Origin of the sequence: Staphylococcus sp. EG-SA-10 (assembly GCF_017151945.1) — a bacterium.
Lineage (GTDB): Bacteria > Bacillota > Bacilli > Staphylococcales > Staphylococcaceae > Staphylococcus > Staphylococcus aureus.
Genome location: NZ_JACVZJ010000012.1, coordinates 21,526 through 36,480 on the forward strand (window position 1 = coordinate 21,526; position 14,955 = coordinate 36,480).

The following is a 14,955-nucleotide window of genomic DNA, read 5'->3' on the forward strand; positions in this document are numbered from 1 at the left end:
AGTACCATTTAGTAATATATTCCCTAGTTCATATTAATGAAACCTAATTTTTAATTAATTTTCGTCAATATGTTTTGAAGAACGATATTCTAAAATATCTGGGTCACGATGTTTAATTAAAACCTTATTACTATTTCTCGGTTTCTCCTCACTCAAAGATTTTAAAAGCGACCATATCATCGCTATAATGACCACGGAAAATGGTAACGCAGCAATGATTAATAAATTTTGAATCGCTTGAGTACCACCTGTGTAAATCATGATGATTGCAAATAATGCCATAATGATACCCCAACTCACTTTGACAAATGACTTCGGATTAATATCACCACTTGAACTCAACATACCTAAAACATAAGTTGCCGAATCCGCTGATGTAACAAAGAAAATCATAATAACAAGTAAAGTAATTAAGCTTAATACAAAACCTAGCGGATAATGTTGTAGCGTTGCAAAAGTTGCTGTTTCTGTCGCAGCTTTAGCAATATCGGCAATATGATTATCTTGTAAGTAAATTGCTGACGCGCCGAATACCGCAAAGAATATAAAGCAAACTAACGCCGGGACAAAAAGTACACCTAGAATAAATTCTTTAATCGTACGTCCTTTTGACACACGTGCAATAAATATACCTACAAATGGTGCCCAAGATATCCACCATGCCCAGTAAAAGATTGTCCAATTTTGTAACCATTGGAATTTTTGACCGCCAGACGGAATGCGTAAACTCATACTAAAGAAATTTGCAATATAATTACCTAGACCATTCGTAAATGTATTTAAAATGTAAAGCGTTGGCCCAACAATAAAAAGACCAATAAGTACTACAAAAGCAAGTAACATGTTGATATTACTCAACGTTTTGATACCTTTATCGATACCTGACCATGCTGACCAAGTAAATAATATGGTTGCAATGACAATCAAGATTACTTGCATCGTGAAGTTACTCGGTACATTAAATAAAAAATGTAAACCTTCGTTTATTTGCAATGCACCGAAACCTAATGTTGCAGCAACGCCTGTGACTGTAGCTATGACTGCCAATACATCAATGGCACCACCTAAAGGGCCACGCATTGCTTTTTCACCTAATAAAGGCGTCAATGTAGCGCTGACTAAGCCAGGATATCCTTTATGAAAGCTAAAATATGCAAACACAAGCGCGACAATACCATAGACTGCCCATGCATGAATACCCCAATGGAAAAATGAAAACTGCATTGCATCATTAATTGCAGATTGCGTGCCAGCTTTATGAATAGGCGTTAATTTGAAGGCATGACTGATTGGTTCTGCCGTTGTCCAGAACACAAGTCCTATTCCCATACCAGCACTAAATAACATAGCAAACCAAGATGGCAATGAAAATTCTGGGTCTTCACCTTCTTCACCTAATGTAATGTTTGCGTATCTTGAAAATAAAATATACACACAGACAAATAAAATAACTAAAACGAGCAATAAATAATACCAAGAAAAATGCAGCGCAATAAATGTAGTAATGTTTTGCGTGAGTTTTTCTAACTGTTTCGGAAATATGGCACCAAAAGCAACAAATATCGTACAAATCACTAACGATACCCAAAACACTAGACTTACTGATTTATTTTTCATAAATACAAACCCTTTCTGTGTAATGGTAAGTTCATACCCACAACTGCAACATTTTAATCATTTGTAATTTTATATAGACACAATTAATAATGCTTCATCTTTTAAAAATGATATATAAAACACGCTCAAATTATTTATCAATGAACAACAAAGTATTTTATTGTATTTAAGTAATGCCTTTCTAATGCATTATTGAATTGATACCTGCAAAGTTGCCATATTTCCGTTTAGAATCAATAGTCGCTAGACACAAAAATAAGTCGCCCTATACAGTATTTTCTGCATAAGGCGACTTTACTTACTAAACTATATATTAATTACTAATTTCCCAATCATTGACTGTTTTTCCAATAATTGATGTGCTTGATATAAGTTTTCAGGTGACAAACCTTCAAAAACTTGTGTCGTTGTTGGTTGGTAATGTCCTGATTCTATATTTTTCGTAATATCTTCTAAATACTCATGTTGTTTAATCATATCAGGCGTTCGATGAATTGGACGCGCAAACATAAATTCATGTGTAAATGTTATACTTTTTAATTTTAATGCATTTAAATCTTGATCTTCATTAAAAGCTACAATAGTTGTAATATGCCCTAATGGTTTTATCAGTTCAATCATAGTATTGTAATACAAGTCTGTATTATAGGTGCAAAATATATAATCTACTAATGGAATTTCTTTTTCTTTAAATTGACGCACTAAATCCTCTTTATGATTCAATACGATATCTGCGCCCATCTTTTCACACCACTCTGTTGTTTCTTGTCGTGATGCTGTTGTAATGACAGTTAAACCATACCGTTTAGCAATTTGAGTGGCAATACTTCCTACACCCCCAGCGCCATTAATGATTAACACGGATTTACCTATATTTTCAGAAGGATTATGTGAAATTTTAAATGTATCAAAAAACGTTTCATATGCCGTAATACCAGTTAGCGGTAGACTAACCGCTTCATTAGCACTTATGTTGTGTGGCGCTTTTGCAACTATAGCTTCTGACACCAATTGATATGTCGCATTTGATCCTTGTCTATTTGGCGATCCAGCATAAAATACAACGTCACCCGGACTAAATAATGTAACGTCTGGTCCGATAGCTTCAACAGTACCAATAGCATCAAATCCAAGTACACGAGGTACTTGAGTGACTTCCATTTGTCGTTGCTTTGTATCTACAGGATTTACACTAATGCTATTTACTTTGACTAAGATATCATCGTTTTCTGGCGTTGGCTTTCTTTGTTCGTATACTTTAAATAAATTTCCTTCTTCCAATTTAAAGGGCTTTTCAAATCCTATCATTTTCATATCGTTTCACCTCATTTATGAACTTATTTCTTATTATACAAAATAGAAGTCATGTGTGCTTATATCGCAGCATCATGACTCCTTTTTCATTTGAATATATAAATAATTACAGACGACTTTTGTATTACATTTTAGACTTATTTCTACCATGTTACTGAACAAATTTGCTTTAGATAAGAAAGTTATTAAATTTTGGTCAATTAACAAAATTGGTTTGTGAAAACGTATACTTTATTATTCCGTTACTTTAATAACTTGTTTACCAAAGTTATCGCCAGTAAATAAATTTTTAAATGCACGTGGCGCATTTTCAAAACCATCTTCAATAGTTACTTGTGACTGAATTTTACCTTCTTGAACCCATGTTGCAAGCTGTTCACTAGCTTCTTTAAAATCATCAGCGAATTCACTTACTAAGAAGCCTCTCATCATTACTTGCTTCTTAATAAGCGTACCTTGAATACGTGGTCCGATATCTGCTTCAGGATGATTATATGACGAAATTGCGCCACATACTGGTACACGTGCAAAACGATTTAAATGCTTAAATACTTCATCGCCAACTGTACCACCAACATTTTCAAAATAAACATCAATACCATCTGGTACTGCTTGTGCTAACGCTTCTGCAAAATCCTCTTTCTTATAATCAATACCAGCGTCAAAGCCCAGTGTCTCTGTTAAATAATTTACTTTTTTGTCGCCACCCGCAATACCTACTACACGGCAACCTTTAATCTTAGCAATTTGACCTACAACTGAACCTACAGCACCAGATGCAGCTGAAACCACAACAGTATCACCGTCTTTAGGTTGTCCAATATCAAGCAAACCATGATATGCTGTTTGTCCTGGCATTCCTAAAACACTTAAATATAAATCAAGTGGTACATCTGTCGTTGGAACTTTAGTAATTTGATCCGCTTGGACATGATTAATGATTCGCCAAGGCAACATACCTACAACGACATCTCCTTTTTTATAATCTGCGAGTGTCGAATCAATTACTTTTGCAACGACATGACTAACAATCGGCTTACCAATTTCAAAAGGCTGTACATACGAATCTGCCTTAGTCATACGTCCTCTCATATATGGATCCACTGAAATATACAGCGTTTGTACAAGTACACCATCGCTCTCAAGTTTAGGCGTGTCAATATCTTCAATTTTGAATGTATCCTCTTGAGGCATGCCTTCTGGTACTTTATTAAAAAGAATTTGTTTATTTTGCATCATTAATCACCTTTCTTTATTTGGAACATTTCCTTATTTTTTACTTAAGCGTTAAGTTTGAATTGTGTCTTCGTGATGCTTGTATACAAATACGTTCTTCGATGTCATTTTTGACTTAGTGATTCATTCATGTAACTTCAACCACATTATATTTGCTATAATCATAAATTTAAAATGTTACGACTTGGACACGTATCTTCCATGCTGATTGAAAAAGAAACTCTGATGATCACGTTAACAAGTATCTACTATATTATCGTTGTTGCTACTTTAAAGGTGATATCAGAGCTTTTTGATTCTAGTGACTACTAATAGACATTATTTTTTCCATAAGAAGTCGATTAACTCATTAGCAACATTTTCATTCTCATGAAGCTGACTATGCTGTGCAGACTCACCTTCATATTTAGATTCTCGATAACTTTTCGGACTATTTCCCAGTAAATATTTTAATGATTTCGAAGAACTATTAGACACTCTGCCGTCTGAATGTGTACCATCTTTCAAATCTCCATAAATATTTAGCACTTCGATACCTTTACCTTTATAAATATCTTTTAGCACGCGTAATTGCTGATAAGGTTGATTCATTCGACTTGGTTTACCATCTTTATCAACTGTGATTTCATTGACATCTTCATTCATATTTAAAACACCATTAAATGTCCCTGCAATATTCACTTGCTTGTTTAACTGTGGCAGTGACTTGTCGTTACCATATGTCATCATATATTGTGCAAATGTTAAGTTCCCCATTGAGTGACCGACAAAGTTGAATTTATCGAAATTGTATTCAGATTGTAACTTAGTCAGTACATTTTTAAACCACGCAGCATTCTTATCCAAATAGCCTTGTCTGTTATTTTCAAGTTCAATTTTCACAATAGGATTCACTGCATCTTTTCTTAGTTTCCCTTTAAATGTCACTGCACCATCCTTTGAAACGTAAGCAGTGATGATATCTTTAGTTACCCCTCTTTTTTCTGCTTGCTTCACCATAAATTTTTCAGAGTTGGCACTACCACCAAATCCATGTAAAAACAATGTCGGAATTGGCTTTTTAACAAATTGCTGTTGTTGTATTTTAAATGTTTGTGCCTGTCGTTGACTAAACACAACCGTAATAATAGTGCCTATAATAATAGCGACCGCTAACAATGTCGTACTAATTACAAAAATTTTCTTCACACTTTTAACTCCCATTCATGTCTTTTATTTAAGTATAAAGGATGTGATTAAAAATGTCCTTTAGTTGATTTTGAATACATCATTAACTTTAAAGATGACTTTGGAAAGTTGTCCGTTAACGTTTGTTAATTGATTGCTTATTTAACTTTCAATCGTGTGTCACCCATTGATTAATATATAAATATGTATATGCATGTTTAATTTATCTCTTTTTATAAATAAAGACCTACCAGCACTCGACTGATAGGCCTTTTAATATCTCTAATTATTTAATTTCTTTTGTTTCGGCTAACTCTTTGTACCAATAAGCACTTTTCTTAGGATAGCGTTCTTGAGTCTCAAAATCGACATAGAATAAACCATATCGTTTTTCATAACCATTTGACCAAGAGAACACATCCATTAATGACCAAATAAAGTAACCTTTTACATTTGCACCATCTTTAATAGCATCTGCAATAACGTTTAAATGTTGTCTTACATAATCAATACGTGCATCATCATGAACTGTTTTTTCAGATTCAATAAATTCATCTTTATATCCTAAACCATTTTCAGTGATATAAATCTTATGATAGTTAGGATAATCTTTAACAACACGCATGATTTGATCATATAAACCTTGAGGATAGATCATCCAGTCCCAGTCTGTGCGAGGTACGTCGACATCAAATTCACGTTGTCCGACACCTTTAAGTTGGTATTTAGAACCGCCTTTATCACCTGTCGCATTATGCGTGATTTCAGATTCTCCATCGTAACCTCTCATCCAGTCACTCATGTAGTAATTGATGCCTAAGAAGTCGTTTAAATCTTTGGCTGCATCTAAAATGGCATAATCTTCATCTGTAATATTTAATTTACCGCCATTAACAGATAAGATATGTTGCACACCTTCCATCGTTTCACGAGAATACTTACCTAAATATGTTGCATCTAAGATGAATTTATTATGGATGATATCTTCTAATTCTGCTGCACGAACATCTTCAGGATTTGATGGATCGAACGGATATTTTGTTGGCAATGCGTGTACAACACCAATTTCTCCTTTGTATCCGCCATCTTTAAATAATTTTACTGCTCTAGCATGAGCCACCATCATGTTATGATGTGATTGGAATACTTTTTCAAAATCATATTTAATACCTGGAGGGAATTTACCTACTAAATATTGGCCATCACCAATTGGTCCAATTTCATTGAATGTAGTCCAATATTTTACTTCTGGGAATTCTTTAAAACAATATTCAGCATAATCTACAAAGTAGTCAATCGTTTTGCGATTTAGAAAATCGCCATCTTTGTGTAACACTTCTGGTGTATCAAAATGATGCAATGTTACAAATGGTTCAACATGACGTTTATGACACTCCGCAAATAACTTATGGTAATACTCAACACCTTTAGGGTTAACTTCGCCATATCCATTTGGGAAGATACGAGACCATGCAATTGAAATACGGATACCATTAACACCGAATTTTTCACTTAATTCTAAATCCACTGGATATCTGTTATAAAAATCACTCGCTGGTTCTGCAGTGTACCAATAGTTTTCTTCTAAATACGTATCCCATGCTACACGACCTTTACCATCCGTATTTGTCGCACCTTCTGCTTGATATGCTGCTGTTGCTCCACCAAAAATAAAATCTTCAGGTAATGTTTTAGTCATATGAAAAACTCCTATTCTTAATTTTCAAATTGTTGTTGAACGAAATCAAGGGCTGCTTGGCCATCTCGTGTCAATTTGATATATTCAGCACCTTGAGTCTTCGCTAATTTAATACCTAATCTATCTGTATCTTGCTTAATATCTTCATAGTTAGACGCAACTTGTGGCGCTAAAATGATTAATTGGTACTCTTTCATAATGTCCATATGTGCGCCATATCCGCCAGCTGCCGCTTTCACTGGCACATGATATTCTTCAGCTGCTTTATTAAGTGCGTTGGCTAATAATCCACTTGTACCACCACCGGCACAAAGTACTAAGACATTTGTTTGTTCTGTGATATTTGAAGCTTTAGCTGCATCGTCTGATACACCACTTGCCGCTAAAATTGAATCAGCTTTTTTCGTATCAAAGTTTGCTGCAACTTTTTCTTTTAAATCTGAATAACTTTCTTTACGTCCTTCTTCTTCATCAAGAATTTCACTATCATAAACTTTTAGGAATGGGTAGTAAATAATAATATCTACAACAATCAAAGTAATAGCTAGTACGAATGACCATAAACCAAAACCTGTACCCATGATAATGCCCAATGGACCTGGTGTTGTCCAAGGTAAATTCACACTAAAACTATTCATTCCTAACACTTCAACGAAAAGTTTGAAAATCCATACGTTAACAATTGGTGCTAATACAAATGGAATAAAGAACACAGGATTCAATACTAGTGGTGCACCAAATAAAATTGGTTCGTTTACACCAAAGAATGTTGGTACAACTGATGCACGTCCAATCGCTTTGTTTCGTTTAGATTTCGTCATCCACATAAACATGAACGGGACGACCAATGTTGCACCCGTACCCCCAAAAGTAACGATAAACATTTGTGTACCTGATGTAATAATTTTATCTGCGTGTTCTCCAGCTTGAAGCAACTTGAAGTTCGCTTCGATATTCGCATATGTAATGGCTGCAATTGCTGGTTCTACTATTGATGGACCATGAATTCCTACAAACCAGAATAATGCAAAGGCACCAAAGATAATTGTGACACCAATCCATCCATCTGCTGCTGTAAATAATGGTTCGAATAATTTTAAAATACCTTCCGCTACATTTGATTTAAAGCTGTTGCGAATGACTAAATCTAATGCATAAAGAATGATGATTACCGCTGAAAATGGAATTAAGTCCTTAAATACTTGTGAAATATTCGGCGGTACTTCTTTCGGCATTTTAATTGTAATATTGCGCTTCACACAGAAGTTATAAACAATTACAGTTACAAATGCTGATAAGAATGCTGTTAATAAACCTTTAGTTCCCATAAATGCACTTAAGAATCCACCATCTTTGGCTGGATCAGAAGCTAAGAACAAGAATCCACACATCGCTGCTAGCATTGTAGAAATAAAGTTAATTTGATTTGTACTTTCTACCTTACGGTTAAATGAATCTGTTAAAGATTTCGCTGTCGTTCCTGCTACTAAAAATGCTACAAGCCCCATCGTATAGTTATATGGTTTCATTAAAATGGCTTCCATGCCTTTATCCCATTTAAAACCAAATATATTTGGCACATATGCAATTAATAGAAAGATACTTGAGAATAAGATGACAGGCATTGCAGAAATAAATCCATCACGGATGGCTCTTAAATATATGTTACGTGATAATTTCTCGAAAAATGGCTTCCCTTTTTCAATTTGTGCGATCAATTTTTGCATCATTGTCATCACCCTCTTTTATAAAATTCTAATAAATGCTTCATTAAATCTTTCAGTAAAATTGTTGTCATTAAATGGTCTTGACCATGCATCATCGTCACACTGTATGCAATATCATCACCTTGCGCTTCTTTAGCTAACAAGCTTGTTTGTGCTCTATGCGCTTCAGCAATGCAATTGTTTCCTTCTTCAATCAATGCATCTGCTTTTGCAAAATCTCCAGCTTGAGCTGCTGTTAATGCTTCTAAAAACTTAGAACGTGCATCCCCTGCAAATGCAACAATTTCAAAACCTAATAATTGGACTTCTTCTCTATTCATAGCATTAATCCCCTTTTAAACTTATTTTCTTTGTTTCCAAGATGTCGCAGTATCTTTTAATACTTTATTTAAGTCATCAATATTTTTGAAACCAGTAGTACGTAACCATTCACGAGCAGCATCTTCACCTTGTTCAATGTATACTTGAACTGCACCAGACCATGTAGCACGGCCACAAAGTACACCGTTGAATTTAGCACCAGCTTCGTGAGCAAATTTTAAAGTTTCTTGGAATAATTCCGCAGAAACACCAGCACTTAAGTAAATGTATGGTAAATGAGTTGCTGCATCTTGATCTTTAAAGTGTTGTGCCGCTTCCTCTTTTGTATAAACCACTTCACCTTCAGCAAAGCCTTCTACATACTTCATGTTTACTGGTACTTCAACTTTCAATACATCAACGTTAAAGCGTGGTTCTGAGAATAATCTCATTGCTTCGTTAACCTTTCTAGGCTTAACTTTTGCGAATTCAACACTACCGTTATCAGGAATGTTGTCATCGTATGTTAATACTTCTAAAAAGAATGGAATATCTTCTGCAACACATTCTGAACCGATTCTTTCAATGTATGCTTTCTTTTGAATGTTAATTTCTTCAGTATCATCAACATCATAGTAAAGTAAGAATTTAACAGCATTTGCACCTTGTTCTTTTAAACGTTTTGCAGACCACTCTACTAAACAGTCAGGTAAACGACCTTTAGCGTTTACGTCATATCCAGTTTTTTCATAAGCAAGTAATAATCCACAATCTTTGTTACGTGCATCTGAAGCTGGTAAACCATATTCAGGATCTAATAAAATTGAAGATGCATATTGTGTTAATTCTTCCGCAACTAATACTTTTAATTGTTCAATTTGAGCTACAGTTGGCTCTTCAGTTTGATGTTTTGCCATCATGCGCTTTAAAGCACCACGTTGATCAAATGCTAATGCAGAAATGATACCTTCGTTATTACTTAATTGTTCAATTGATGCGATTTTTTGATTCGATTTTGACATTTTTTACACCTCTAAAACTTCAATTTGATTGAATAAATCATCATAATTATTTAAATTGACATAACCTGTTTGTGCTTCTTGCGCATTCAGCATGCCTAAAGTATTGGCTTTTTTTAGTAAATCGTGGTCGTTTTCATGATTAAGAATTGCTGAAGTAATTCCAGCAACCGTAGAATCACCTGAACCAACCGGATTTAATACACTTATTGTCGGAATATTCACTCTATAGAATGTATGATTGTGCTTAGCGAACGCACCTTGTGCACCTAAAGACACAATAATCCACTCAATCCCTTCGAATAAGGGTTGTGACACTGCCTGTTTCAAACTTTCTAAACTTTCATCAAGTGGCTGGTTAAGCAATTGATATAGTTCAGAAATGTTTGGTTTAATGACTGTTGGTTTATAAGGGTTTTCTAATACTGTTTGCAAAGTTGCACCCGAGCAGTCTAATATCACAGGCACACCTTTGTTTTGGCATCGTTCAATGATTAGTGCATAATAATCTTGATTTAATCCTTTTGGTAAGCTACCTGAAATAGCAACTGCTTCAACTTTTTCTAGTAATTGCTCAAAATGTTTAATAAATCCTGCAGCCTCTTGATTATCAATCTCCGGTCCCTGCTCTAAAATTTCTGTTTGTTGTCCTTCATGTAAAATTGCAATGCAGTTTCGTGTTTCACCCTTAATGTTATAAAATGCATGCTTGATGCCGGCATGATCTAATTTTTTAGCAATAAATTGACCTAATTCACCGCCAATAAAACCACTCGCAAGGACTGGCTCACCTACTTGCGCAAGTACTCTTGTTACATTTAAACCTTTACCACCAGCTGTTTTACTTACTTCTTGAACACGATTAACATCATCTAATTTCAATGCTGTTAATGGGTATGAAATATCAACGGATGGATTTAATGTTAAAGTTAAAATCATATGTGTCGTCCCTTAATCGTGGTATTCGCCTCTGTCCCATTTTTCTAAGAATTCATCAAAGAAATGTGGATCAGCTTGATCTGCATTGCTTGTTTCTAAATGTTTAATTTTAGCGATTAATTTTTTGTTCTCTTCAGTTGGTTTATATTCAGCACTAATAAATGCATCGATAATATCGCACATTAATAACTCACCAATAATACGTCCACCAAAGCCAATAACGTTCGCATTTAATTCTTCTTTAGCATATAACGCTGATGTCATATCACGTACTAGCGCTGAACGAACGCCAGGTACTTTATTTACAGCATTGTTAATACCAACACCTGTTCCACAAATACAAACACCTAAGTCTGCATTACCGCTAACAACTTGTTCTCCAACTTTTTTACCAAAAATTGGATAATGTGTTCTTGTGAAATCGTATGTTCCTACGTCAATGACTTCATGTCCTTTTGATTTTAAAAATTCAGATACACGCATTTTTGTATCTGTAACAATATGGTCGCATCCTAATGCAATCTTCATAGTAATTTTTCCTCCTTAGCACATTTTATTAAGCATATCTACGCGGATTTGGTGTCTACCACCATCGTATTTACCTTCAACAAAACCTTTAACAACATTTTTCGCTAATGTGTCTCCAACAATTTCAGATCCCATAGTGATCATTCTTGAATTGTTATGGCCTCTAGTCATATATCCAGAGCGTTCATCTGATACTTCAGCAGCAATCATGCCTTTGATTTTTGTAGCAACCATAAAGCTACCTGCACCAAATGCATCGATAACAATACCTAAGTTACCTTCTTGACTTTGAACATCTTTTGCTACAGCCAAAGTTGCATCAACAAAGTCAACTTCCTGTCCTTCTGTTACGTCAACAACGTCATATTTATTGTCTAATAAGTATGATTTGATGACTTCTTTTAATCGTTTGCCAGCTTCATCTGAACCAATAATAATCGCCATAATAAGACTCCTTTTTACTTTAATTTTGAAATACCTTTCTTAAAATATGACATGTTTATTTGTAGGTTATGAAAATCTTGAGAAAAGGCTTTCAATTTGATTACGTTTAAATTATAAACATAAACAAACAATAAATCAACACAATATGTTTATAATCTGTTTGTTTATGGCATATTTTCAAACAATAAGTGAACATTCAAATTGTGGTGTTGTTTTAATTAGGTATTCGTCTGAAATTGTAGTAAAACTTTGTCGGGGTTCCCGTTTACATAAATTTGCATAAAAAATAGCCCATAAATGAATGCAAATTCACATTCACTTATGAGCATATAGACACATATTTTAACAATGCAGTTATATTTTTAATTTAGTCGACTACTTCAATATATGTTTTAATCGTTTCTACTTTTTCTTCATCTTCATAATCCATAACCACTGCAGTCAATTCGTTTAACTGACAAAATGATGTAAAATCTTCTTTGCCAACTTTCGTATGATCAATTAGCAAGTATTTTTCAATTGAATTACTTAGTGCCAATTGTTGCGTATAGGCTTCATCTAATGTAGATGTCATCACAGCACCTTTATTTACTGCGTTACTACTAAAGAACATCTTGCTAAATCTTAGTTTTTCCAACATAGCATTCGCCATTTCACCTACAAATGCTTCTGTAATATGGCGCATTTCACCACCAATTAAATAGACACGAAAATGTGCTGTTTGTTTTTCCAACAAAATTTTATACACCGGCAAACAATTCGTTATAATTGTGAGCGTATGATGATTGACTTCTTCTGCTAATAGTTCCACTGTTGTTCCCGGTCCGAAAAACAAAGTATCCCCATCTTCAATTAATGATGCAGCTTTTCTAGCTATAAATCGTTTTTCTGCAATTTGACGAGTATGTTTTTCTTTATGCGATATTTCTTTATACTGAAATGTTGAATTACTGCGTGCACCACCATGAATCTTCGTTAAAATCCCTTTATTTTCCAATTCAATTAAATCTCTTCGAACTGTCATATCAGACACATTTAAACCTTCGACGATTTCATTCGTTCTTATCGTGCCCTTTTTATTCACTAGTTTAGCAATTTCGTCCAAACGTTCATGTTTATTCAATGTAAAATTGCCTCCTTTATTTAGGCGATTGCGCATTACCTTTTATGTTTAGACATCAATTTTAATATACATGCTTATTCTATAATAAAAATTGCGTAAAAACTAATATAATTTAACTGTTCGATTATATGTATAATTCATTTTTAAAAAGAACTGTTTAAACTGCGCCTTTGATAATCGTAAAATGAATATACTATAATAAAAGCAAAAGACGTTATAAATCATTCATTATTTTGATGGGGTGTTTAATTTGGAAAATGATTTAAAGACACTAAAACATATTTTAGATAGTTCGAATCGTATTACATTTTTCACAGGTGCTGGTGTATCTGTCGCAAGTGGTATTCCAGATTTCCGTTCAATGGGTGGCTTATTTGATGAAATTTCAAAAGATGGGCTTTCGCCAGAATACTTGTTAAGCCGTGATTATTTAGAAGATGATCCTGAAGGTTTTATCAATTTCTGCCATAAGCGCTTACTATTTGTCGATACGATGCCAAATATCGTTCATGATTGGATTGCAAAATTAGAACGTAATCAACAATCATTAGGTGTCATCACGCAAAATATCGATGGTTTGCACTCAGACGCTGGAAGTCAACATGTTGATGAATTACATGGCACGTTAAATCGTTTTTATTGTAATGCATGTCATAAATCTTATACGAAGTCAGATGTCATTGATATAACTTTGAAACATTGTGATAATTGTGGTGGTGCCATTCGACCCGACATCGTATTATACGGTGAAATGTTAGATCAACCTACCATCATACGGGCATTAAATAAAATTGAACATGCTGACACCCTTGTTGTACTAGGTTCATCACTCGTTGTACAACCTGCCGCAGGATTAATATCAAATTTTAAAGGCGACAATTTAATTATTATCAATAAAGATCGAACACCTTATGATAACGACGCTACTTTGGTCATACATGACGACATGGTTTCCGTTGTAAAATCATTAATGACAGAGTAATCAGTACGTAAAAAGCATTTCCCGAGTAGTAGGGAAATGCTTTTTATTTTGTAGTTGCGTTTTTGGAATTCGGTGTTTGGTTTTCGGAATTCGACATTTGGAATTCGGAATTAAAATGAGTGGAAAACTTTAATTATAGCGTGCAAAATGCCTTGGTTTTGTAGCGATTTTTATTTGATGGATTGTTTTTTGTTTGATGTTGGGATGCTACTTTTAATGGTTTGTCATTTGTTAGATTAAAAAATCAGATATCTTCGTTATCAAATTCCAATATTAAATCATTATATTTTTCAGAATATCTTGCATAATCTTCATTATTATTAAAAGCTAGCCATAGACCTCTATCATCATATAAATGATATATTAAGTTTTTAGTATTGTTAATTATATATATTTCAGAATAATTATCATTCTGATTGATATTTGGAACTAACCCTTTAAAGTCTTGATTGGATATAGCTTTTAGTAATTTTTTATATTTTATATCTTTTATGGAACACTTATATGAACACTCCTCGCACAAAATATTATCATCCTTCTCCTTTTTATATTCTTTAAAGTAATACAATTCATCTATTGTTAACGATGTAAATTTTTTTATAACATTTGTTTTCTTATAAGGTTCACTATAAACATATACTACATGAACCAAATTTATAGAATCAGAAGGCGAAAACAAATCTTCAAAAATGTTTATTGCATTATCATATACAGCTAAAAAATAAGTATTATTGATAGTTTTACCGTCCTCCAAAAACTGGTATTTATCGCCACTTAAACTTAAATGAATTGCGTTTTTTACCTTTCTAAAATTCAACTTTTTTATATCCAAATTATTTATATCAAAGCACATAATTTAC

14 protein-coding genes and 1 pseudogene are annotated in these 14,955 nt (G+C 33.8%); 2 read left to right on the top strand and 13 right to left on the bottom strand.

Features of this window, described 5'->3' with window-relative positions; all coding sequences use genetic code 11:
• Positions 1–54 precede the first annotated feature (54 nt).
• From IDG45_RS09440 to IDG45_RS09495, 12 genes are all read right to left on the bottom strand, one after another.
• Entirely contained in the window at positions 55–1,617 is a 1,563-nt protein-coding gene (locus IDG45_RS09440) for a BCCT family transporter (RefSeq protein WP_000792343.1), read from the bottom strand.
• Positions 1,618–1,923: 306 nt separating this feature from the next.
• Entirely contained in the window at positions 1,924–2,931 is a 1,008-nt protein-coding gene (locus IDG45_RS09445) for a zinc-binding alcohol dehydrogenase family protein (RefSeq protein ID WP_000781947.1), read from the bottom strand.
• Positions 2,932–3,165: 234 nt separating this feature from the next.
• Entirely contained in the window at positions 3,166–4,167 is a 1,002-nt protein-coding gene (locus tag IDG45_RS09450) for an NADP-dependent oxidoreductase (RefSeq protein ID WP_001180229.1), read from the bottom strand.
• A 318-nt stretch (positions 4,168–4,485) separates the two neighbouring features.
• Complete coding sequence (locus IDG45_RS09455) at positions 4,486–5,355, bottom strand: alpha/beta hydrolase (RefSeq protein ID WP_000719340.1); 870 nt, start codon at positions 5,353–5,355, stop codon at positions 4,486–4,488.
• Positions 5,356–5,620: 265 nt separating this feature from the next.
• Entirely contained in the window at positions 5,621–7,033 is a 1,413-nt protein-coding gene (gene lacG, locus IDG45_RS09460) for a 6-phospho-beta-galactosidase (protein ID WP_000169221.1), read from the bottom strand.
• 17 nt (positions 7,034–7,050) lie between these two features.
• The gene (locus IDG45_RS09465) at positions 7,051–8,763 is read right to left on the bottom strand and encodes a lactose-specific PTS transporter subunit EIIC (protein ID WP_000983339.1); all 1,713 of its coding nucleotides are present in this window, start codon (positions 8,761–8,763) and stop codon (positions 7,051–7,053) included.
• Positions 8,764–8,768: 5 nt separating this feature from the next.
• Positions 8,769–9,080, bottom strand: a complete 312-nt coding sequence (locus tag IDG45_RS09470) for a PTS lactose/cellobiose transporter subunit IIA (protein WP_001078309.1) — start codon at positions 9,078–9,080, stop codon at positions 8,769–8,771.
• A 21-nt stretch (positions 9,081–9,101) separates the two neighbouring features.
• The gene (gene lacD / locus IDG45_RS09475) at positions 9,102–10,082 is read right to left on the bottom strand and encodes a tagatose-bisphosphate aldolase (protein ID WP_000047022.1); all 981 of its coding nucleotides are present in this window, start codon (positions 10,080–10,082) and stop codon (positions 9,102–9,104) included.
• Between the two features lie 3 nt (positions 10,083–10,085).
• Positions 10,086–11,018, bottom strand: coding sequence for a tagatose-6-phosphate kinase (gene lacC, locus IDG45_RS09480; protein WP_000604140.1), 933 nt, complete (start codon positions 11,016–11,018; stop codon positions 10,086–10,088).
• A gap of 12 nt (positions 11,019–11,030) precedes the next feature.
• A complete protein-coding gene (gene lacB, locus IDG45_RS09485) occupies positions 11,031–11,546 on the bottom strand; it encodes a galactose-6-phosphate isomerase subunit LacB (protein ID WP_000684748.1) in 516 nt (171 codons plus the stop codon).
• 15 nt (positions 11,547–11,561) lie between these two features.
• Complete coding sequence (gene lacA / locus IDG45_RS09490) at positions 11,562–11,990, bottom strand: galactose-6-phosphate isomerase subunit LacA (protein WP_000974608.1); 429 nt, start codon at positions 11,988–11,990, stop codon at positions 11,562–11,564.
• 367 nt (positions 11,991–12,357) lie between these two features.
• Positions 12,358–13,113, bottom strand: a complete 756-nt coding sequence (locus IDG45_RS09495; protein WP_001032743.1) for a DeoR/GlpR family DNA-binding transcription regulator — start codon at positions 13,111–13,113, stop codon at positions 12,358–12,360.
• Between the two features lie 241 nt (positions 13,114–13,354).
• Between IDG45_RS09495 and IDG45_RS09500 the strand changes: the two genes are divergently transcribed.
• Both IDG45_RS09500 and IDG45_RS09505 read left to right on the top strand, forming a co-directional pair.
• Positions 13,355–14,095: an NAD-dependent protein deacylase gene (locus IDG45_RS09500; protein ID WP_025174469.1), complete on the top strand. Its 741-nt coding sequence runs from the start codon at positions 13,355–13,357 to the stop codon at positions 14,093–14,095.
• Between the two features lie 54 nt (positions 14,096–14,149).
• A pseudogene (locus IDG45_RS09505) lies at positions 14,150–14,335 on the top strand (hypothetical protein).
• A gap of 4 nt (positions 14,336–14,339) precedes the next feature.
• On the opposite strand, the gene IDG45_RS09510 reads toward IDG45_RS09505, so the two are convergent.
• Positions 14,340–14,948, bottom strand: coding sequence for a DUF3885 domain-containing protein (locus tag IDG45_RS09510; protein WP_000333463.1), 609 nt, complete (start codon positions 14,946–14,948; stop codon positions 14,340–14,342).
• Between the last annotated feature and the right edge of the window lie 7 nt (positions 14,949–14,955).